Below are 19,620 nucleotides of genomic sequence, written 5' to 3'. Positions count from 1 at the left end.
AATGAAAAAACTCATGACAAATTTAAAAAAAGCCAAGGTTAAAGCTTTCACTCTGGTAGAGATGTTAGTCGTCCTTTTAATCATCAGCGTTCTTCTCTTGCTCTTTGTGCCCAATTTGACCAAGCAAAAGGATGCCGTAGATGATAAAGGAAAAGCTGCTGTTGTCAAGGTCGTGGAAAGTCAGGCAGAACTTTATCGTTTGGATAAAAATGATGATGCTAGCTTAAGCAAATTACAGGCGGACGGTCGCATCACAGCTGAGCAAGCCAAGGCTTATAAAGAATACCATGCAAAACAAAAAACAAGTCAAACTGTTGCAGATTAAGGCCTTTACCATGTTAGAAAGTCTCTTGGTTTTAGGACTTGTGAGTATCATTGCTTTGGCTTTATCTGGCTCAATCCAGTCAAGTTTTGCAGCGGTGGAGGAGCAGATTTTCTTTATGGAATTTGAAGAACTCTATCGTGAAACTCAAAAGCGTAGTGTAGCTAGTCAACAAAAGACTAGCCTGAACCTAGATGGGGAGACAATCAGCGATGGCAGTCAAAAATTGACCGTTCCCAAAGGGATTCAAGCACCATCAGGACAGACGATTCACTTTGACCGAGCTGGGGGCAATTCGTCCCTGGCTAAGGTTGAATTTCAAACCAGCAAAGGAGCGATTCGCTATCAATTATATCTAGGAAATGGAAAAATTAAACGCATTAAGGAAACAAAAAATTAAGGCAGTGATTTTACTAGAAGCAGTAGTAGCTCTGGCCGTATTTGCCAGTATTGCGACTCTACTCATGGGACAAATCCAACAAAATCGACGGTTAGAGGCAGAAATCTTGCAAAAGGAAGAAGTCTTGCGTGTAGCTAAGATGGCTCTGCAAACAGGGCAAAATCAGGTAAACATAAATGGAGTTGAGATTCAGGTATTTGCTAGTGAAAAAGGATTGGAGGTCTACCATGGTTCAGAGAAATTGCTCGATCTTAAAGAGTAGTAAGGTAAGAGCTTTCACTCTTTTAGAATCTCTGCTTGCCCTTATCGTCATTAGCGGAGGTTTGCTCCTTTTTCAAGCTATGAGTCAGCTCCTCATTTCAGAAGTTCGTTACCAGCAGCAAGGCGAGCAAAAGGAGTGGCTCTTATTTGTGGACCAGCTGGAGGCAGAGTTAGAGCGTTCGCAGTTTGAAAAGGTGGAAGGCAATCGCCTCTATGTGAAGCAAGATGGGAAGGACATCGCTATGGGGAAGTCCAAAGCAGATGATTTTCGGAAAACCGATGCCAGTGGTCGAGGCTATCAACCTATGGTTTATGGTCTCAAATCAGCACAAATCACAGAGGAAAATCAACTGGTTCGCTTTCGTTTCCAATTTCAAAAAGGCTTAGAAAGGGAATTCATCTATCGTGTGGAAAAATCAAAAAGTTAAGGCAGGAGTTCTCCTATATGCAGTGACCATGGCAGCCATTTTTAGCCTTTTGTTGCAGTTTTATTTGAATCGGCAAGTCGTCCATCACAAAGACTTTACCCTAAACAAAGAAAAGTTGGTCGCTTTTGCCATGGCCAAACGAAGCAAAGATAAGGCTGAGCAGGAAACTGGGGAACGAGTCTTTAACTTAGGAAAAGTCACTTATCAAAATACCAAAACAGGTTTTGCAACAAGTGTTCGTATGAATAAGAACAACTATGAATTTCTCTTTCCTTCGATGAAACCCAAGGAAAAGAAAACGGACCCTAAGGAACAATCATCTACCAACTCAAGTCAACAAACCAATCAACAAAAAACAGACCATAAGGCAGATAAGAAAGGCAATTCCTAGGCAATTCAACTTCTTTGTGTTAAACTAAAAGCATGAAACACGATTTTAATCACAAAGCAGAAACCTTTGATTCGCCCAAAAATATCTTTCTTGCAAACTTGGTTTGTCAGGCAGTTGAAAAACAGATTGCTCTTCTATTAGACAAGGAAATACTGGATTTTGGTGGTGGAACGGGTCTGTTAGCCTTACCCCTAGCCAAGCAGGCCAAGTCGGTTATCCTTGTAGACATCTCGGAGAAAATGCTGGAGCAAGCACGTTTGAAAGCAGAAGACCAAGAAATCAGGAATCTTCAACTCTTGGATCAGGATTTACTGGCAAATCCCTTGGAGCAGCAATTTGATCTAATTGTTGTCAGTCGGGTTCTTCATCATATGCCTGATCTAGATGCAACCCTTACCATGTTTCACCGTCATCTTAGGGAGAAGGGCCAAGTCCTCATTGCTGATTTTGTCAAGACAGACACCAACCACCACGGATTTGAATTGGCTGAACTGGAAATCAAGCTTGCTCAATTTGGTTTTTCGAGCATTGGCAGTCAGATTCTTTACAGTGCTGAGGATCTTTTCCTAGGAAATCACGCAGAGCTCTTTTTAACTGTAGCCCAAAAATCACTTGCTGACTAAAGCAGTGATTTTTTCTCTTCAGATGGAAAAAAAAGGGGAATTTTGATAAGATAGGAATATGGATTTTGAAAAAATTGAACAAGCTTATACGTATTTACTAGAGAATGTCCAAGTCATCCAAAGTGATTTGGCGACTAACTTTTATGACGCCTTGGTAGAGCAAAACAGTATTTACCTGGATGGTGAGACCGAGCTAGAGCAGGTCAAGGAGAATAATCAAGCCCTTAAGCGCTTAGCACTTCGCAAGGAAGAGTGGCTCAAGACCTACCAGTTTCTCTTGATGAAGGCAGGACAAACTGAGCCTTTACAGGCCAATCACCAGTTTACGCCGGATGCCATTGCCCTCCTCTTGGTATTTGTTGTGGAAGAGTTGCTGGATCAAGAGGAAATAAGCATCCTCGAAATGGGTTCTGGCATGGGGATTCTTGGTGCTACTTTCTTGACTTCTCTTGCTAAAAAAGTGGATTACTTGGGAATCGAAGTGGATGATTTGCTGATTGATTTAGCGGCTAGTATGGCCGATGTGATTGGTTTGCAGGCAGGATTTGTTCAAGGTGATGCCGTTCGTCCGCAGATGCTTAAAGAAAGCGATGTGGTCATTAGCGACTTGCCTGTCGGCTATTACCCAGACGACACCATTGCTTCACGATATCAAGTGGCTTCTAGCCAAGAACATACCTATGCCCACCATTTGCTGATGGAGCAAGGTCTCAAGTACCTTAAGTCAGATGGCTATGCTATTTTTCTAGCTCCAAGTGATTTATTGACCAGCCCTCAAAGTGATTTGTTAAAAGGTTGGATCAAAGATGAAGTGAGTCTTGCTGCTATCATCACTCTGCCAGAGGATATTTTCTCAACGGCCAGTCAGGCTAAGAGTATTTTCGTTTTACAGAAGAAAACTGAACAGGAACTGCAACCTTTTGTCTATCCGCTAGAAAGTTTGCAAGATCCAGCTGCACTAATGAAATTCAAAGAAAATTTTCAAAAATGGAGCAAAGGTACTGAAATATAAGGTAAATTTTGTTATAATAGTTGAAAACGCTTAAAAAGGGGTATCATCTTATGACTAAAACAATTGCAATCAATGCAGGAAGCTCGAGTTTGAAGTGGCAACTTTACCAAATGCCAGAAGAAATAGTATTGGCCAAAGGCTTGATCGAACGTATTGGCTTGAAAGACTCTATCTCAACTGTAAAATTCGACGGCCGTTCTGAGCAACAAATTCTTGATATCGAAGACCACACACAAGCCGTTAAAATTCTATTGGATGACTTGATTCGTTTTGACATCATCAAAGGTTATGATGAAATAACTGGTGTTGGGCACCGTGTTGTGGCTGGTGGTGAATATTTCAAAGAGTCAACCTTGGTAGAGGGAGATGTTTTGGAAAAGGTTGAAGAGTTGGGACTTTTAGCTCCTCTTCACAACCCAGCCAACGCAGCAGGAATTCGCGCATTTAAGGAATTGCTTCCAGATATTACCAGCGTTGTTGTTTTTGATACATCATTCCATACAACAATGCCAGAGAAAGCCTATCGTTACCCACTACCAACTAAATATTACACTGAAAATAAAGTTCGTAAGTATGGAGCCCATGGGACAAGTCATCAGTTTGTAGCAGGAGAAGCAGCTAAAATTTTAGGTCGCCCCCTAGAAGAGTTGAAATTGATTACCTGCCATATCGGTAATGGTGGCTCTATTACAGCTGTTAACGGTGGTCGGTCTGTTGATACTTCTATGGGCTTCACTCCGCTTGGTGGTATTATGATGGGAACACGCACAGGTGATATTGATCCAGCTATTATCCCCTATTTAATGCAACATACAGATGACTTTAATACACCAGAGGATATCAGTCGAATCCTAAATCGTGAGTCAGGACTTTTGGGTGTTTCTGAGAGATCAAGTGATATGCGTGATATTCACGAAGCTATGCGTGCGGGTGATGAGAAAGCGCAGCTGGCAAATGAAATTTTTGTAGATCGTATCCAAAAATACATTGGTCAGTATTTAGCAGTTTTGAATGGTGCAGATGCCATTATCTTTACAGCCGGAATCGGAGAAAACTCTGTAACGATTCGTCAGATGGTCATTGAAGGCATTTCTTGGTTTGGCTGCGATGTCGATCCTGAAAAGAATGTCTTTGGAGCAACAGGTGATATCTCAACAGAAGCTGCTAAAGTTCGTGTCTTGGTTATCCCAACTGATGAAGAATTGGTTATCGCTCGTGACGTTGAACGCTTGAAAAAGTAAGATAATCTGAATAAAATTACAAGGTAAGATACAATAAAAAGGAGTTGGGAGATAAATTTTCCCAACTTTTTGTTGTTAAAACAGTCTAAAACCTTGTCATTATTGGCTTTTTTGAAATTTATGGTATAATAGTAGTAATTTAATAGATGGAGTTGAGTTTTGAAGAAAAGCTTTCGTGTAAAAAGAGAGAAAGATTTTAAGGCTATTTTCACGGATGGAACAAGTTTTGCTAATCGTAAATTTGTTGTCTACCAATTGGAAAATCAGAAAAGTCATTTTCGAGTAGGGCTGTCCGTCAGTAAGAAATTAGGGAATGCAGTCACTAGAAATCAAATTAAAAGACGGATTCGACACATTTTGCTAAGTGTAAGGGAGCAGTTAGCTGATAACGTTGATTTTGTCGTAATTGCTCGAAAAGGGGTTGAAGGCTTGGATTATGCAGAAATGGAGAAAAATCTACTCCACGTATTAAAGTTATCAAAGATTTACCGGGAAGGAATTAGGAGTGAAAAAGAAACTACAGTTGACTAGTTTGCTGTGCTTGTCCTTATTTGTCATGACAGCCTGTGGGACAAGCGATGTTGCAGCAGATTCTACAGATATATGGAGTAAATTTGTCTATTTTTTTGCTGAAATCATCCGCTTTTTGTCCTTTGACGTTAGTATCGGAGTGGGGATTATCCTCTTTACGATCCTGATTCGTACGATTCTATTGCCAGTCTTTCAGACTCAGATGGTGGCCTCTAGAAAAATGCAAGAGGCTCAACCACGCATCAAAGCTCTGCAAGAACAATATCCAGGTCGTGATATGGAAAGTAGAACCAAGCTAGATCAGGAGATGAGGAAGGTCTATAAAGAATTAGGGGTCAAACACTCTTCTTCTCTCTGGCCGATTTTGATTCAAATGCCGGTTCTCTTGGCTCTCTTCCAAGCCTTGACTCGAGTAGACTTTTTGAAAACAGGGCATTTTTTGTGGGTGAACCTTGGGGGAGTAGACACAAGCTTTATCCTTCCGATTTTGGCAGCAGTCTTTACCTTCTTAAGTAGTTGGTTATCGAATAAGGCTTTACCTGAAAGAAGTGGAGCTATGACAGGGATGATGTACGGGATGCCTGTACTGATCTTTATCTTTGCCATCTCTTCACCTAGTGGCGTAGCCTTGTACTGGGCAGTATCCAATGCTTATCAAGTTTTGCAAACTTATTTCTTAAATAATCCTTTTAAGATTATTGCAGCGCGTGAGGCGGAAGTACAAGCTAAAAAAGATTTGGAAAATAGGAAAAGAAAAGCCAAGAAAAAGGCTCAGAAAATGAAATAATAAGGAGGAATCTGATAATGGTATTATTTACAGGTTCAACTGTTGAAGAAGCAATCCAGAAAGGATTGAAAGAGTTAGGTATTCCGAGAATGAAGACTCACATCAAGGTCGTGTCCAAAGAGAAGAAAGGTTTTTTAGGCTTATTTGGGAAAAAACCAGCTCAAGTTGATATTGAGGCGATTAGTGAGACGACTGTGATTAAGGCCAATCAACAAGCTGTAAAAGGTGTTCCAAAAGAAATCAATGAACAAAACGAACCTGTTAAGACAGTAACAGAGGCGACAGTTGATCTCGGTCACGTTGTTGAGGCGATTAAAAAAATCGAAGAGGAAGGTCAGGGTGTTTCTGATGAAATCAAGGCTGAAATCTTGAAAAATGAGAAACATGCCAGCACGATTTTAGAAGAAACAGGTCACATCGCGATTTTAAATGAATTGCAGACAGGAGATGCTGGAGTGGAAGACCCAGCAGAGTGTGAAGAATTTGTATCTATGTCAGAATCGGTAGAAAGCGAGTCTTTGGAAGATCTAGGTTTGAAGGTGGAGCCGAGTTATGACATCGAACGAGTAGCAACTCAAGTGGCTAACTATGTTCAAACCATTGTGGACGATATGGATGTTGAAGGGACGATTTCAAGCGACTACAATCGTCGTACGATTAATCTTCAAATCGATACCAATGAGCCTGGTCGTATTATCGGCTATCATGGGAAAGTATTGAAAGCACTTCAGCTTTTGGCGCAAAACTACCTATACAATCGTTATTCAAGAACTTTCTACATCACGATCAACGTCAATGACTATGTGGAGCATCGTGCAGAAGTTTTGCAAACCTACGCTCAAAAATTGGCGACTCGCGTTTTGGAGGAAGGTCGTAGCCAGCAAACAGATCCAATGTCGAATAGCGAACGCAAGATTATCCATCGCATTATTTCACGTATGGATGGCGTGACGAGTTACTCTGAGGGTGATGAGCCAAATCGCTATGTAGTTGTAGATACAGAATAAACAAAATCAGGCTTGACCTGATTTTTTGTTAGAAAAGGGAGAAGAAACAGATGATGGAAGCAATCAAGAACTATCTATCTTATGCGGGAATCCAATATCGTCATCCAGATAAGGCTGGAGATGAGCGAGAGAAGATGCTGGAATTGCGCCACAAAGGGCAGGAGGCTCGGAAGTCTTTTACAAAACTGGCTAAAACTTTTCAAGCAAGTCATCCAGAATGGAAACTTCAACAGACCAGTCAGTGGATGAATCAAGCTCAGCGCCTGCGCCCCCATTTCTGGGTCTATCTACAGAGAGAGGGGCAGGTAACAGAACCCATGTTGGCGCTCCGTTTGTATGGGGAACCCTCAGATTTTGGGATTTCCTTAGAAGTCAGTTTCATCGAGCGAAAGAAAGATGAGCAGACGCTGAGTAAACAAGCCAAGATTTTAGATATTCCACCAGTAGAAGGTGTTTATTACTTAGTCTACTCAAATGGGGAAAGTCATAAGATGGAGGCTACTGAGGAGAATCGTCGTACTTTACGCGAGAAGGTGCAATGTCAGGAAATCCGTAAAGTTTTGGTAAAGTCGGATGTTTCTTTTATTGAAAATCAAACATTAGAAGCGATTTTAGAAAAGTTAGAAGATGCTTATGAGCGCCTACTTCCTTATTATGAGAGAACGAGGGGATAGGCAAATCAAATGTGTCAGATGAACGCAAATTGTTTGATTGCTATTCTATGCATTTTTTCATATAATAGTAAAATAGGATGTGTGATCTATTGATCACCTCAAAGAGAAAGGAAATTCTATGTCAAATCTATCTGTTAATGCAATTCGTTTCCTAGGAATTGACGCTATCAACAAAGCCAACTCAGGTCACCCAGGGGTGGTTATGGGAGCAGCTCCGATGGCTTATAGCCTCTTTACAAAACAACTTCGCATCAATCCAGCTCAACCAAACTGGATCAACCGTGATCGCTTTATCCTCTCAGCAGGTCATGGATCTATGTTGCTTTATGCCCTTCTTCACCTTTCTGGTTTTGAAGATGTCAGCATGGAAGAGGTCAAGAACTTCCGTCAATGGGGTTCCAAAACACCAGGTCACCCAGAATTTGGACATACAGCAGGGGTTGACGCTACAACTGGTCCTCTAGGACAAGGGATTTCTACTGCTACTGGTTTTGCCCAAGCAGAACGTTTCCTAGCAGCAAAATACAACCGCGAAGGCTACAATCTCTTTGATCACTACACTTATGTGATCTGTGGAGATGGTGACTTGATGGAAGGTGTCTCAAGTGAGGCGGCTTCATACGCAGGCTTGCAAAAACTTGACAAGTTGGTTGTCCTTTATGATTCAAATGACATCAACTTGGATGGTGAAACAAAGGATTCCTTTACTGAAAGTGTTCGTGACCGTTACAATGCTTATGGTTGGCATACAGCCTTGGTTGAAGATGGAACAGACTTGCAAGCAATCCATGCTGCTATCGAAGCAGCTAAAGCTTCAGGCAAACCATCTTTGATTGAAGTGAAGACTGTGATTGGATACGGTTCTCCAAATAAACAAGGAACTAATGCGGTACACGGTGCTCCTCTTGGAGCAGATGAAACTGCGGCTACTCGCCAAGCTCTCGGTTGGGACTATGAACCATTTGAAATCCCAGCTGAGGTTTATGCTGATTTCAAGGAAAATGTAGCAGACCGTGGTGCATCAGCTTATCAAGCTTGGACAAAATTAGTTGCTGATTATAAAGAAGCTTATCCCGAACTTGCAGCAGAAGTCGAAGCCATCATTGACGGACGTGATCCTGTTGAAGTGACTCCAGAAGACTTCCCAGCATTAGAAAATGGCTTTTCTCAAGCAACTCGTAATTCAAGCCAGGATGCTTTGAACGTGGTGGCAGCTAAGTTGCCAACCTTCTTAGGTGGATCAGCTGACCTAGCTCACTCAAACATGACTTACATCAAAACGGATGGACTTCAAGATGACGCTAATCGCTTGAACCGCAACATTCAGTTTGGTGTTCGTGAATTTGCTATGGGAACAATCTTGAACGGGATGGCTCTTCATGGTGGACTTCGTGTTTATGGTGGTACTTTCTTTGTCTTCTCTGACTATGTGAAAGCAGCTGTCCGTCTGTCAGCCTTGCAAGGACTTCCTGTGACTTATGTCTTCACCCATGATTCTATTGCGGTTGGTGAAGATGGTCCAACTCACGAGCCAGTTGAACACTTGGCAGGTCTTCGTGCCATGCCAAATCTCAATGTTTTCCGCCCAGCAGATGCGCGTGAAACTCAAGCAGCTTGGTACCTTGCGGTGACAAGTGAGAAAACACCAACAGCCCTTGTCTTGACACGTCAAAACTTGACTGTTGAAGAGGGAACAGACTTTGACAAGGTTGCAAAAGGTGCCTATGTTGTCTATGAAAATGCAGCTGACTTTGACACCATCTTGATTGCAACAGGTTCAGAGGTCAATCTGGCTGTCGCAGCTGCCAAAGAATTGGCTAGTCAAGGCGCAAAAGTCCGTGTAGTCAGCATGCCATCGACAGATGTCTTTGATGCACAAGATGCAGCTTATAAGGAAGAAATCCTTCCAAATGCAGTTCGTCGCCGTGTTGCCGTCGAAATGGGAGCAACTCAAAACTGGTACAAATATGTTGGTCTTGATGGTGCAGTGCTAGGTATTGATACCTTTGGAGCATCTGCCCCAGCACCAAAAGTATTGGCAGAGTACGGATTTACTGTGGAAAATCTAGTCAAAGTAGTTCAAAACTTGAAATAATCGCAGAAATCAGAGTGGAAACTCTGATTTTTTTATTGGCATAAAAACAAGGCACAACCTTGTAAAAGTAATTGAAATTTGATATAGTAGTCCTATGTAAAATACAAAGGAGAAAATATTATGGAAAATATTAGTCCAAATTTAACATTTGTGATCATGCTTGTAGGTATGTTCGCCTTGATGTTCTTTATGCAACGTTCTCAAAAGAAACAAGCTCAAAAGCGTATGGAAAGCTTGAACAAGCTTCAAAAAGGCTATGAGGTTATTACAATTGGCGGCCTTTACGGAACAGTGGATGAAGTAGATACTGAGAAGAAAACAATCGTACTGGATGTGGATGGCGTTTATTTGACTTTTGAATTGGCTGCTATCAAGACAGTGTTGCCACTCAAAGAAGCTGTGACACCAGAAGGAGCAGTTATCGACGAAGGTGGAGCAATCGAAGAATAAAACGGGATCCTATCACTCCCGTTTTTCTATGATATGAGAGGAAAAGGGATGAAAAAAATAGTATTTGTGTGCTTAGGAAATATTTGCCGCAGCCCTATGGCAGAGTTTGTGATGAAGTCCATGACGAGTGATTATCACATTGAGAGTCGTGCAACTTCATCTTGGGAACACGGCAATCCGATTCATAAGGGAACGCAAGGGATTTTCCAGCAGTATCAGATTCCTTATGACAAAAACAAAACATCGCTTCAAATTGGCAGAGAAGACTTTGAGTCGTTTGATTATATTATCGGTATGGATGCTTCAAACGTTTCAAATCTGCGTCAAATGTGTCCTCAGGACCTACAGCACAAGATCTACTCTTTTGCATCTGAAAGTGTTCCAGATCCTTGGTATACAGGAGATTTTGAGGAAACCTATGCGCGCATCACAAGTGGATGTCAAAGCTGGCTAGATCGATTAGAAAATGAGAGTGACAATGGAAAAGTTTAAAGAAATCTTTGAAAAATATCGAGTTTATCTAACTCGCCCGCGTATAGAGATTGCAACAGTCTTTCTAATCGCTATCTGTGCCGTGTCAGTTTTTTTATTAAACACACCAAAAAAGGGTGTACTGACACTTGATAATGGAGCGCTTGTTTATGATGGAACCTTGGTAAGAGGGAAGATGAATGGTCAAGGAACCCTGACCTTTGAGAATGGAGACCAATATACAGGTGATTTCAATAATGGAGCCTTTAATGGAAAAGGGACTTTCCAATCAAAATCTGGGTGGAAATACGAAGGTGATTTTGTAAATGGCCAGGCTGAAGGTCAAGGGAAGTTGACTACAGAACAAGAAGTTGTCTATGAAGGAACCTTTAAACAAGGCGTATTTCAACAAAAAACAGTAGTCTCTAGGTGAGGAGGCTATTTTTCAAAGCCAAAAAAGAAAGCGCTTTCTATGCTTGGATTCGATAAATAACTATCAATCAGAAAAACTTTGTGAAATAAAAAAATTTTTATCACAATTTCACAATCGATAGAGCAAAATCCCGTAGCACCGCAACATTGAGAAAAATTTCACAAATGAATAAAATTTCTTTGTGAAACCTACATGAAACTGTTTACAAATTATAAAAAAAGAGTTATAATGAACTTGTGAAAAAATTAACAAAGGATAACGTCCTTAAAGGCTATGGAGGATAATATGGCTGATAAAAAAACAGTAACACCAGAGGAAAAACAACTTGCTGCTGAAAAGCATGTCGACGGTCTCGTGAAAAAAGCCTTGGTTGCGCTTGATGAAATGCGCAAGTTGAACCAAGAGCAAGTTGACTACATCGTAGCAAAAGCTTCAGTTGCAGCACTTGATGCGCACGGTATCCTTGCACAACACGCAGTTGAAGAAACTGGTCGTGGTGTATTTGAAGATAAGGCGACAAAAAATCTATTTGCCTGTGAACACGTAGTGAACAATATGCGTGGAGTTAAAACAGCTGGAGTTATCGAAGATGATCCAATTACAGGTTTGACGAAGATTGCGGAGCCGGTCGGAGTTATTTGTGGTATCACTCCAACAACAAACCCAACTTCAACAGCGATTTTCAAATCATTGATTGCTTTGAAGACACGTAACCCAATCGTTTTCGCCTTCCACCCATCAGCTCAAGAATCTTCTGCTCATGCTGCACAAATCGTTCGTGATGCAGCCATCGCAGCCGGTGCACCTGAAAACTGTGTTCAATGGATTACAGAGCCATCTATGGAAGCAACTGGGGCACTTATGAACCACGAAGGTGTTGCGACTATCCTCGCAACTGGTGGGAATGCTATGGTTAAGGCTGCTTACTCATGTGGGAAACCAGCTCTTGGGGTAGGTGCCGGAAACGTTCCTGCTTATGTAGAAAAATCTGCCGACCTCCGTCAAGCTGCTCACGACATCGTTATGTCTAAATCATTTGATAATGGGATGGTCTGTGCATCAGAACAAGCTGTTATCATTGATAAAGAAGTGTATGACGAATTTGTAGAAGAATTCAAATCATACCACACTTACTTTGTAAACAAAAAAGAAAAAGCTCTTCTTGAAGAATTTTGCTTTGGCGCTAAAGCAAACAGCAAAAACTGCGCGGGTGCTAAACTCAACGCAAATATCGTTGGTAAACCAGCTGCATGGATTGCAGAACAAGCAGGATTCAGCGTTCCAGAAGGTACGAACATCTTGGCTGCAGAATGTGCAGAAGTAGGACCAAAAGAACCATTGACTCGTGAAAAATTGTCACCAGTCATCGCTGTCCTAAAAGCTGAAGATACAGAAGACGGTCTTAAAAAAGCTCGCCAAATGGTTGAGTTTAACGGACTTGGTCACTCAGCGGCTATCCATACAAAAGACGAAGCTCTTGCTAAACGCTTTGGTACAGAAATCAAAGCTATGCGTATTATCTGGAACTCTCCATCTACTTTCGGTGGTATCGGTGACGTATACAATGCCTTCATTCCATCATTGACACTTGGATGTGGCTCATATGGACACAACTCAGTTGGTGATAACGTGAGTGCGATCAACCTTCTAAACATCAAGAAAGTAGGGAAACGTAGAAATAATATGCAATGGTTTAAAGTTCCTTCAAAAATTTACTTCGAACGCAATTCTATCCAATATCTTCAAACATGTGAAGATATTGAACGCGTTATGATTGTTACTGACAAATCGATCGAAAAACTTGGCTTTGTTCAACGTGTTATCGACCAATTGAACAAACGCAGCAACCGTGTAACCATCCAAGTCTTCTCAGATGTTGAACCAGATCCAGACATCACAACTGTAGAACGTGGTGCTGAAGTGATGAAAGCATTTGAACCAGATACAATTATCGCTCTTGGTGGTGGTTCTCCAATGGACGCAGCCAAAGTAATGTGGCTCTTCTACGAACAACCAGAAATCGACTTCCGTGACTTGGTTCAAAAATTCATGGACATCCGTAAACGTGCCTTCCGCTTCCCATCACTTGGTAAGAAAGCGAAGTACATCGGTATCCCAACAACTTCTGGTACAGGTTCAGAAGTAACACCATTTGCCGTTATCTCTGATAAGAAAAACAACCGCAAATACCCATTGGCTGACTACTCATTGACACCAACTATTGCGATTGTTGACCCTGCTTTGGTTGAATCAGTTCCTGACTTCATCGCAGCTGATACAGGTATGGACGTCTTGACACACGCGACTGAAGCCTACACTTCAAACTTTGCTAACGACTACACAGACGGTATTGCGCTTCAAACAATCAAACTTGTCTTTGAATGGTTGGAAAAATCTGTTAAGACAGCTGACCCAGAAGCACGTGAAAAAATGCATAATGCATCTACAATGGCTGGTATGGCCTTCGCCAATGCCTTCCTTGGTATGAGCCACTCAATGGCCCACAAGATCGGTGGTGTTCACCATACTGTTCACGGACGTACAAACGCTATCTTGCTTCCATACGTTATCCGTTACAACGGAACTCGTCCATCTAAGACTACTACATGGCCTAAATACAACTACTGGAAAGCTGATGAGAAATTCCAAGACATCGCGAAAATGCTTGGATTGCCTCACTCAACTCCAGAAGAAGCAGTTGAAGCATATGCTAAAGCTGTTTACGAACTTGGTGTTGCAGTAGGTATCAAGATGAACTTCAAAGACCAAGGAATCGATGAAAAAGCTTGGAAAGATAGCTTGCATGAAATCGCTCTTCTAGCTTATGAAGATCAATGTTCACCTGCAAACCCACGCTTGCCAATGGTAGCTGACATGGAAGAAATCATGGCAGATGCATACTATGGTTATGCAGAACGTCCAGGACGTCGTAAATAATCGTTTATCAGCCTAGAGGCAGGAGAAATCCTGTCTCTTTTCATAGTCCTATTTCTGAAGTTAGAGTTGAACTGTGAGAAGAGAAGATTATGTGGATAGGATAGAAGGTTCTAGAAATAAAAGCCTAGGTGAATGAAGGGGATTGAAAAGTAGAAAAGCAAGATAGAAAAACAACGCCCGTACTTGCAATTCTACTTAAATAGTTATATAATAATAATGTTGAAAGGTGATTTGTAGTGATTCAAGTTACTCTTTTCACAATAAAATTTTCAGGATTTTCATAAGGAGGAAATCACTAATGGTAGTTAAAGTTGGTATTAACGGTTTCGGACGTATCGGTCGTCTTGCTTTCCGCCGTATCCAAAACGTAGAAGGTGTTGAAGTTACTCGCATCAACGACCTTACAGATCCAGTTATGCTTGCACACTTGTTGAAATACGACACAACTCAAGGTCGTTTCGACGGTACTGTAGAAGTTAAAGAAGGTGGATTCGAAGTTAACGGTAAATTCGTTAAAGTTTCTGCTGAACGTGATCCAGAACAAATCGACTGGGCTACTGACGGTGTAGAAATCGTTCTTGAAGCAACTGGTTTCTTTGCTAAGAAAGCAGCAGCTGAAAAACACTTGCACGCTGGTGGAGCTAAAAAAGTTGTTATCACTGCTCCTGGTGGAAACGACGTTAAAACAGTTGTATTTAACACTAACCACGACGTTCTTGATGGTACTGAAACAGTTATCTCAGGTGCTTCATGTACTACAAACTGCTTGGCTCCAATGGCTAAAGCTCTTCAAGACAACTTCGGTGTTGTAGAAGGATTGATGACTACTATCCACGCTTACACTGGTGACCAAATGATCCTTGACGGACCACACCGTGGTGGTGACCTTCGCCGTGCTCGCGCTGGTGCTGCAAACATCGTTCCTAACTCAACTGGTGCTGCTAAAGCTATCGGTCTTGTAATCCCAGAATTGAACGGTAAACTTGACGGATCTGCACAACGAGTTCCAACTCCAACTGGATCAGTTACTGAATTGGTTGCTGTTCTTGAAAAGAACGTTACTGTTGATGAAGTAAACGCAGCTATGAAAGCAGCTTCAAACGAATCATACGGTTACACAGAAGATCCAATCGTATCTTCAGATATCGTAGGTATGTCTTACGGTTCATTGTTTGACGCAACTCAAACTAAAGTTCTTGATGTTGACGGTAAACAATTGGTTAAAGTTGTATCATGGTACGACAACGAAATGTCATACACTGCACAACTTGTACGTACTCTTGAATACTTCGCGAAAATCGCTAAATAATTCCTGAGTCGATAAAAAAGCAAGGCCTGTTGGTCTTGCTTTTTCTATTTTTAGATAAAACAAAATGGATGATTTAGCAGTCATCCATTCTTTTTTAATTCTCTCTCAAATGTATCAGAAAGAGCAGTGAAGCTCAACTTTTCTAAGGTAAGCGGATGGGTAAAGGAAAGTCGAAAGGCGTGGAGCATAAGCCGACTTGCCTTTGATTTACTATTATAGAGAGGATCACCTAGGATAGGGTGCTTATGGTGAGAAAGGTGAACACGGATTTGATGCGTTCGACCGGTCTTTAGTTTGCAACGAACAAGAGAAGTCTTATTTGGAAATTGCTTTAATCGGCTTACCTGTGTTTCAGCATGTTGCCCCTTTTTAGAATCCACCACTCGTTTTCTGCGATCGTGTCGATCACGACCAATTTTATCTCGGAAGATAAGTTCTTTACTCCCTACTTGCCCTTCTATGAGTGCCCAGTACTCACGAGCGATTTCTTTTTTCTCCAACAAACGATTGAGAATGGGTAGGATAAAAGGATTTTTAGCAAAAAGCACTAAGCCGCTTGTTTCCATATCCAGGCGATGAACAACATAGCAAGTTTGCCCGACGTAAGCAGAGACATGGTTGAGTAGAGCAATTTCATCTGGTTGATTACCGTGTGTTTTCATGCCCTCAGGTTTGTTAACAACGATGAGATGTTGGTCTTGGTAAATCTCCTGAACGAGGTCTGGATTTCCCCAAAGGATTTCCTTTGGGGGATAATCTTCCTCGTCAAAAGTCAATTGGCAAATATCCCCTGGCTTCACCATCTCGTTCCAGTGAACTTGTTTTTGATTGATTTGGATGTTCTTCTTGATTCTCAAAAAATGACGGATTTTTCTAGGAATGAGGAGTTGTTCCTCTAGAAATTGTTTGACCGTCATTTGAGGCAAGGATTCGGGTAATGTAAATGTGAATTGCATACAGATATTGTAACAAAAAAAGACCTGTTTGGATAGGGAGTAGCTAAATTCTTGAGTTCCTATGGTGAAGATGATAAAATAAACGCATGAAATTAGATAAATTATTTGAGAAGTTCCTTTCTCTCTTTAAAAAAGAAACGAGTGAATCGACTGAGTCGGATTCAACTAGCATGCGTCGTTCACGGAGCGATAGAAAAAAATTAGGCCATGTGGGTCCGATTCGAAAATTCTGGCGTCGCTATCATTTAACAAAGATTGTCGTTATACTAGGTTTGAGTGTTGGTTTGTTAGTAGGGACCTACCTATTTGCAATAGCCAAGTCCACCAATGTCAATGACTTGCAAAATGCCTTGAAAACGCGAACCCTGATTTTTGACCGTGAAGAAAAAGAGGCAGGTGCCCTGTCCGGTCAAAAGGGAACCTATGTTGAGCTGACAGATATCAGTAAAGACTTGCAGAACGCTGTCGTCGCGACAGAGGATCGTTCCTTCTATAAAAATGATGGAATTAACTATGGTCGTTTCTTTCTAGCTATTGTCACAGCAGGTCGTTCTGGAGGCGGTTCTACCATCACCCAACAGTTGGCGAAAAATGCCTATCTATCTCAAGATCAAACTGTTGAACGGAAGGCCAAGGAGTTTTTCCTAGCTTTAGAATTGACAAAAAAATACAGCAAGGAGCAAATCCTTACTATGTACCTCAATAACGCCTACTTTGGAAATGGCGTCTGGGGTGTAGAGGATGCGAGTAAGAAATATTTCGGCGTATCGGCTGCGGAATTATCACTTAACCAGGCGGCGACTCTAGCTGGGATGCTCAAGGGACCAGAGTTGTATAATCCTTTGAATTCCATTGAAGATTCGACTAACCGCAGGGATACGGTGCTACAAAATATGGTTGCGGCAGGCTATATTGATAAAAATCAAGAAACTGAAGCAGCTGGAGTAGATATGGCTTCTCAATTGCAAGATAAGTATGAAGGTAAGATTTCTGATTATCGTTACCCATCCTATTTTGACGCAGTTGTCAACGAAGCAGTTTCCAAGTATAATCTGACAGAAGAAGAGATTGTCAACAATGGCTATCGAATCTATACGCAACTTGATCAGAACTACCAAGCCAACATGCAGGTTATTTACGAAAACACTGCGCTATTTCCAACGGCAGAAGACGGAACGCATGCTGAATCAGGTAGTGTTGCTCTAGAGCCTAAAACAGGTGGAGTACGTGGAGTTGTCGGTCGCGTAGCTGGTGATGACAAAACAGGCTTCCGTAATTTTAACTATGCTACTCAGTCTAAACGTAGTCCAGGCTCGACGATTAAGCCTTTGGTCGTTTATACTCCAGCTGTGGAAGCTGGATGGGCTCTGAACAAGCAACTGGACAACCACACCATGCAGTATGACAGTTATCGAGTAGACAACTATGCTGGTATTAAGACTTCTCCTGAAGTACCTATGTATCAAGCCTTGGCAGAATCACTCAACCTACCAGCGGTTGCGACTGTAAATGATTTGGGGATCAATAAGGCTTTTGAAGCTGGGACGAGATTTGGTCTTGATATGGAGAAAGTTGACCGAGTTCTCGGAGTTGCCCTAGGTGGAGGAGTAGAGACGAATCCTCTCCAGATGGCGCAAGCCTATGCAGCCTTTGCTAATGGAGGTCTAATGCCTGAAGCGCATTTCATCACTCGAATCGAAAATGCCAGTGGACAGGTCATCAAGAGCCATAAAAATTCCCAAAAACGAGTGATCGATAAGTCGGTAGCCGATAAAATGACCAGTATGATGCTAGGAACATTTACCAATGGGACAGGGATTAGTTCTTCACCTGCCGATTATGTTATGGCTGGGAAAACAGGTACTACTGAGGCTGCTTTTAATCCAGAATATACTAGTGACCAGTGGGTGATTGGCTATACTCCAGATGTGGTAATTAGCCACTGGCTCGGCTTCCCAACAACAGATGAGAACCATTATCTAGCAGGTTCTACTTCGAATGGAGCAGCCCACGTCTTTAGAAGTATGGCTAATACTATTTTGCCTTACACTCCTGGCAGCACTTTTACGGTTGAGAATGCTTATAAACAAAATGGTATTGAACCAGAAAATACGAAAAAGCAAGCCGTTGAAAATGAGACAAACCAGTCTGAGGACCCGATAGGAGATATTCGTAGCCGTGCTCAAAATCTTGTAGATGAAGCGGGACGAGCGATTTCGGATGCAAAGATAAAGGAAAAAGCCCAGACAATCTGGGACTCTATCGTCAATCTCTTTCGTTAAGAGGCTTGTCAAAGCCTAGATTTCTTGTTATAATAGATAAGATGGAGGCGTTATGGCACTAAAAAAAGCAAGCCTAGCTTGTGCAGTTTGCGGTTCAAGGAATTACTCAATCAAAATTAGTGGGAACCCCAAGCCAACACGACTAGAAGTAAATAAATTTTGTAAACATTGTGGAAAATATACGACACATAGAGAGACGAGGTAGGAGAGAACGATGGGTTTTATTAAGGATATCTTCAAACTTCTTAAGGAAACAACATGGCCGACTCGCAAAGAAAGCTGGAGAGATTTTCGCTCCATTATGGAATACACAGCCTTCTTTGTGGTCATCATTTACATTTTTGACCAGTTGATTGTTTCAGGTTTGATTCGATTTATTAACATTTTTTAGAAGAAAAGCGGAGAACTTCTGCTAGCTTTCTTCTATTATGAAAGGAAATATCATGGATAGTTTTGACAAGGGATGGTTTGTTCTGCAAACTTATTCTGGCTATGAAAATAAGGTAAAAGAAAATCTATTGCAACGTGCACAAACATATAACATGTTGGATAATATTCTACGCGTTGAGATTCCAACACAAACCGTGCAAGTAGAGAAAAATGGAAAGAAAAAAGAAATTGAAGAGAATCGCTTTCCGGGTTATGTCCTTGTAGAAATGGTCATGACAGATGAAGCATGGTTCGTTGTTCGAAACACCCCTAACGTAACAGGATTCGTCGGGTCACACGGGAACAGATCAAAACCAACTCCGCTATTGGAGCAAGAAATCCGTGATATTCTGGTTTCTATGGGACAAACTGTTCAAGAATTCGATATTGACGTTGAAGTTGGCCAGACTGTCCGCATCATTGATGGTGCTTTTGCAGACTACACAGGTAAAATTACTGAAATTGATAACAACAAAGTGAAGATGATTATCTCCATGTTTGGTAATGATACGATTGCAGAAGTGAATCTCAATCAAATTGCAGAATTATAACCCCGGAGAGGCTATGCCTCTCTTTTTGTG

At 41.5% G+C, this 19,620-nt stretch carries 23 protein-coding genes; 22 read left to right on the top strand and 1 reads right to left on the bottom strand.

Translation table 11 applies throughout. The features are described from left to right. The first annotated feature begins 1 nt into the window (after position 1). From comGC to gap, 18 genes are all read left to right on the top strand, one after another. Complete coding sequence (gene comGC / locus HMPREF9184_RS08895) at positions 2-325, top strand: competence type IV pilus major pilin ComGC (protein ID WP_000735799.1); 324 nt, start codon at positions 2-4, stop codon at positions 323-325. Then, positions 288-722: a competence type IV pilus minor pilin ComGD gene (gene comGD / locus HMPREF9184_RS08890; RefSeq protein WP_001180053.1), complete on the top strand. Its 435-nt coding sequence runs from the start codon at positions 288-290 to the stop codon at positions 720-722. The genes comGC and comGD overlap by 38 nt, the downstream gene beginning before the upstream one ends. Next, positions 685-984, top strand: coding sequence for a competence type IV pilus minor pilin ComGE (comGE, locus tag HMPREF9184_RS08885; RefSeq protein WP_000413378.1), 300 nt, complete (start codon positions 685-687; stop codon positions 982-984). The genes comGD and comGE overlap by 38 nt, the downstream gene beginning before the upstream one ends. Beyond that, a complete protein-coding gene (comGF, locus tag HMPREF9184_RS08880; protein ID WP_000250701.1) occupies positions 950-1,411 on the top strand; it encodes a competence type IV pilus minor pilin ComGF in 462 nt (153 codons plus the stop codon). The genes comGE and comGF overlap by 35 nt, the downstream gene beginning before the upstream one ends. Then, complete coding sequence (gene comGG / locus HMPREF9184_RS08875) at positions 1,389-1,802, top strand: competence type IV pilus minor pilin ComGG (RefSeq protein ID WP_000265810.1); 414 nt, start codon at positions 1,389-1,391, stop codon at positions 1,800-1,802. Before comGF ends, comGG begins: the two co-directional genes overlap by 23 nt. Positions 1,803-1,834: 32 nt before the next feature. After that, positions 1,835-2,425, top strand: coding sequence for a class I SAM-dependent methyltransferase (locus tag HMPREF9184_RS08870; protein ID WP_000679768.1), 591 nt, complete (start codon positions 1,835-1,837; stop codon positions 2,423-2,425). A gap of 58 nt (positions 2,426-2,483) precedes the next feature. After that, the gene (locus HMPREF9184_RS08865; protein WP_000345109.1) at positions 2,484-3,437 is read left to right on the top strand and encodes a class I SAM-dependent methyltransferase; all 954 of its coding nucleotides are present in this window, start codon (positions 2,484-2,486) and stop codon (positions 3,435-3,437) included. 50 nt (positions 3,438-3,487) lie between these two features. Beyond that, on the top strand, positions 3,488-4,678 hold the full coding sequence (locus tag HMPREF9184_RS08860) for an acetate kinase (protein WP_000167783.1): 1,191 nt from the start codon (positions 3,488-3,490) through the stop codon (positions 4,676-4,678). Positions 4,679-4,837: 159 nt separating this feature from the next. Next, entirely contained in the window at positions 4,838-5,209 is a 372-nt protein-coding gene (gene rnpA / locus HMPREF9184_RS08855; RefSeq protein ID WP_000748124.1) for a ribonuclease P protein component, read from the top strand. After that, positions 5,184-5,996 carry a YidC/Oxa1 family membrane protein insertase gene (locus HMPREF9184_RS08850; protein ID WP_000728095.1) on the top strand — a complete coding sequence of 271 codons (813 nt, stop codon included), beginning with the start codon at positions 5,184-5,186 and terminating at the stop codon, positions 5,994-5,996. Before rnpA ends, HMPREF9184_RS08850 begins: the two co-directional genes overlap by 26 nt. A 17-nt stretch (positions 5,997-6,013) precedes the next feature. Beyond that, positions 6,014-7,003 (top strand): RNA-binding cell elongation regulator Jag/EloR, encoded by a 990-nt coding sequence (gene jag / locus HMPREF9184_RS08845; RefSeq protein WP_000242596.1) that lies wholly within the window; start codon positions 6,014-6,016, stop codon positions 7,001-7,003. Between the two features lie 50 nt (positions 7,004-7,053). Then, the gene (locus HMPREF9184_RS08840) at positions 7,054-7,677 is read left to right on the top strand and encodes a hypothetical protein (RefSeq protein ID WP_000969603.1); all 624 of its coding nucleotides are present in this window, start codon (positions 7,054-7,056) and stop codon (positions 7,675-7,677) included. A gap of 118 nt (positions 7,678-7,795) precedes the next feature. Then, positions 7,796-9,772, top strand: coding sequence for a transketolase (gene tkt / locus HMPREF9184_RS08835; protein WP_000067911.1), 1,977 nt, complete (start codon positions 7,796-7,798; stop codon positions 9,770-9,772). A gap of 129 nt (positions 9,773-9,901) precedes the next feature. Beyond that, positions 9,902-10,222 carry a preprotein translocase subunit YajC gene (yajC, locus tag HMPREF9184_RS08830; RefSeq protein ID WP_033586111.1) on the top strand — a complete coding sequence of 107 codons (321 nt, stop codon included), beginning with the start codon at positions 9,902-9,904 and terminating at the stop codon, positions 10,220-10,222. 48 nt (positions 10,223-10,270) lie between these two features. Beyond that, a complete protein-coding gene (locus HMPREF9184_RS08825) occupies positions 10,271-10,714 on the top strand; it encodes a low molecular weight protein-tyrosine-phosphatase (RefSeq protein WP_033586100.1) in 444 nt (147 codons plus the stop codon). Then, positions 10,701-11,126: an MORN repeat-containing protein gene (locus HMPREF9184_RS08820; protein ID WP_000410446.1), complete on the top strand. Its 426-nt coding sequence runs from the start codon at positions 10,701-10,703 to the stop codon at positions 11,124-11,126. The genes HMPREF9184_RS08825 and HMPREF9184_RS08820 overlap by 14 nt, the downstream gene beginning before the upstream one ends. 285 nt (positions 11,127-11,411) lie before the next feature. Further along, the gene (gene adhE, locus HMPREF9184_RS08815; RefSeq protein WP_000763988.1) at positions 11,412-14,063 is read left to right on the top strand and encodes a bifunctional acetaldehyde-CoA/alcohol dehydrogenase; all 2,652 of its coding nucleotides are present in this window, start codon (positions 11,412-11,414) and stop codon (positions 14,061-14,063) included. A 298-nt stretch (positions 14,064-14,361) separates the two neighbouring features. Continuing rightward, entirely contained in the window at positions 14,362-15,372 is a 1,011-nt protein-coding gene (gene gap / locus HMPREF9184_RS08810) for a type I glyceraldehyde-3-phosphate dehydrogenase (RefSeq protein WP_000260678.1), read from the top strand. A gap of 80 nt (positions 15,373-15,452) precedes the next feature. Here the strand turns inward: gap and HMPREF9184_RS08805 are convergent, their stop codons facing one another. Beyond that, a complete protein-coding gene (locus HMPREF9184_RS08805; protein WP_001160823.1) occupies positions 15,453-16,328 on the bottom strand; it encodes an RluA family pseudouridine synthase in 876 nt (291 codons plus the stop codon). 86 nt (positions 16,329-16,414) lie between these two features. Here HMPREF9184_RS08805 and pbp2a point away from each other — a divergent pair, with 86 nt between their 5' ends. Genes pbp2a through nusG form a run of 4 tightly spaced genes read left to right on the top strand, consistent with a single transcriptional unit; the run spans position 16,415 to position 19,590 of the window. Continuing rightward, positions 16,415-18,610, top strand: coding sequence for a penicillin-binding protein PBP2A (pbp2a, locus tag HMPREF9184_RS08800; protein ID WP_000762652.1), 2,196 nt, complete (start codon positions 16,415-16,417; stop codon positions 18,608-18,610). A 52-nt stretch (positions 18,611-18,662) separates the two neighbouring features. Further along, positions 18,663-18,815: a 50S ribosomal protein L33 gene (gene rpmG / locus HMPREF9184_RS08795; protein ID WP_001809375.1), complete on the top strand. Its 153-nt coding sequence runs from the start codon at positions 18,663-18,665 to the stop codon at positions 18,813-18,815. Positions 18,816-18,824: 9 nt separating this feature from the next. Then, a complete protein-coding gene (gene secE, locus HMPREF9184_RS08790) occupies positions 18,825-19,001 on the top strand; it encodes a preprotein translocase subunit SecE (protein WP_000505776.1) in 177 nt (58 codons plus the stop codon). A 52-nt stretch (positions 19,002-19,053) separates the two neighbouring features. Next, entirely contained in the window at positions 19,054-19,590 is a 537-nt protein-coding gene (nusG, locus tag HMPREF9184_RS08785) for a transcription termination/antitermination protein NusG (protein WP_000376728.1), read from the top strand. Positions 19,591-19,620 lie beyond the last annotated feature (30 nt).

It is taken from the genome of Streptococcus sp. oral taxon 058 str. F0407, assembly GCF_000235485.1.
GTDB lineage: Bacteria > Bacillota > Bacilli > Lactobacillales > Streptococcaceae > Streptococcus.
The sequence above is the reverse complement of the archived record's forward strand: the minus strand, read 5'-3'. Positions and strand labels throughout refer to the sequence as shown.

What these genes read in the sequence shown, in the direction of transcription:
- comGC (WP_000735799.1), top strand. Translation starts at nt 2, where the DNA reads ATGAAAAAACTCATGACAAATTTAAAAAAAGCCAAGGTTAAAGCTTTC.
- comGD (WP_001180053.1), top strand. Translation starts at nt 288, where the DNA reads ATGCAAAACAAAAAACAAGTCAAACTGTTGCAGATTAAGGCCTTTACC.
- comGE (WP_000413378.1), top strand. Translation starts at nt 685, where the DNA reads ATGGAAAAATTAAACGCATTAAGGAAACAAAAAATTAAGGCAGTGATT.
- comGF (WP_000250701.1), top strand. Translation starts at nt 950, where the DNA reads ATGGTTCAGAGAAATTGCTCGATCTTAAAGAGTAGTAAGGTAAGAGCT.
- HMPREF9184_RS08870 (WP_000679768.1), top strand. Translation starts at nt 1,835, where the DNA reads ATGAAACACGATTTTAATCACAAAGCAGAAACCTTTGATTCGCCCAAA.
- HMPREF9184_RS08865 (WP_000345109.1), top strand. Translation starts at nt 2,484, where the DNA reads ATGGATTTTGAAAAAATTGAACAAGCTTATACGTATTTACTAGAGAAT.
- HMPREF9184_RS08860 (WP_000167783.1), top strand. Translation starts at nt 3,488, where the DNA reads ATGACTAAAACAATTGCAATCAATGCAGGAAGCTCGAGTTTGAAGTGG.
- jag (WP_000242596.1), top strand. Translation starts at nt 6,014, where the DNA reads ATGGTATTATTTACAGGTTCAACTGTTGAAGAAGCAATCCAGAAAGGA.
- HMPREF9184_RS08840 (WP_000969603.1), top strand. Translation starts at nt 7,054, where the DNA reads ATGATGGAAGCAATCAAGAACTATCTATCTTATGCGGGAATCCAATAT.
- tkt (WP_000067911.1), top strand. Translation starts at nt 7,796, where the DNA reads ATGTCAAATCTATCTGTTAATGCAATTCGTTTCCTAGGAATTGACGCT.
- HMPREF9184_RS08825 (WP_033586100.1), top strand. Translation starts at nt 10,271, where the DNA reads ATGAAAAAAATAGTATTTGTGTGCTTAGGAAATATTTGCCGCAGCCCT.
- HMPREF9184_RS08820 (WP_000410446.1), top strand. Translation starts at nt 10,701, where the DNA reads ATGGAAAAGTTTAAAGAAATCTTTGAAAAATATCGAGTTTATCTAACT.
- adhE (WP_000763988.1), top strand. Translation starts at nt 11,412, where the DNA reads ATGGCTGATAAAAAAACAGTAACACCAGAGGAAAAACAACTTGCTGCT.
- gap (WP_000260678.1), top strand. Translation starts at nt 14,362, where the DNA reads ATGGTAGTTAAAGTTGGTATTAACGGTTTCGGACGTATCGGTCGTCTT.
- HMPREF9184_RS08805 (WP_001160823.1), bottom strand. Translation starts at nt 16,328, where the DNA reads ATGCAATTCACATTTACATTACCCGAATCCTTGCCTCAAATGACGGTC.
- pbp2a (WP_000762652.1), top strand. Translation starts at nt 16,415, where the DNA reads ATGAAATTAGATAAATTATTTGAGAAGTTCCTTTCTCTCTTTAAAAAA.
- rpmG (WP_001809375.1), top strand. Translation starts at nt 18,663, where the DNA reads ATGGCACTAAAAAAAGCAAGCCTAGCTTGTGCAGTTTGCGGTTCAAGG.
- secE (WP_000505776.1), top strand. Translation starts at nt 18,825, where the DNA reads ATGGGTTTTATTAAGGATATCTTCAAACTTCTTAAGGAAACAACATGG.
- nusG (WP_000376728.1), top strand. Translation starts at nt 19,054, where the DNA reads ATGGATAGTTTTGACAAGGGATGGTTTGTTCTGCAAACTTATTCTGGC.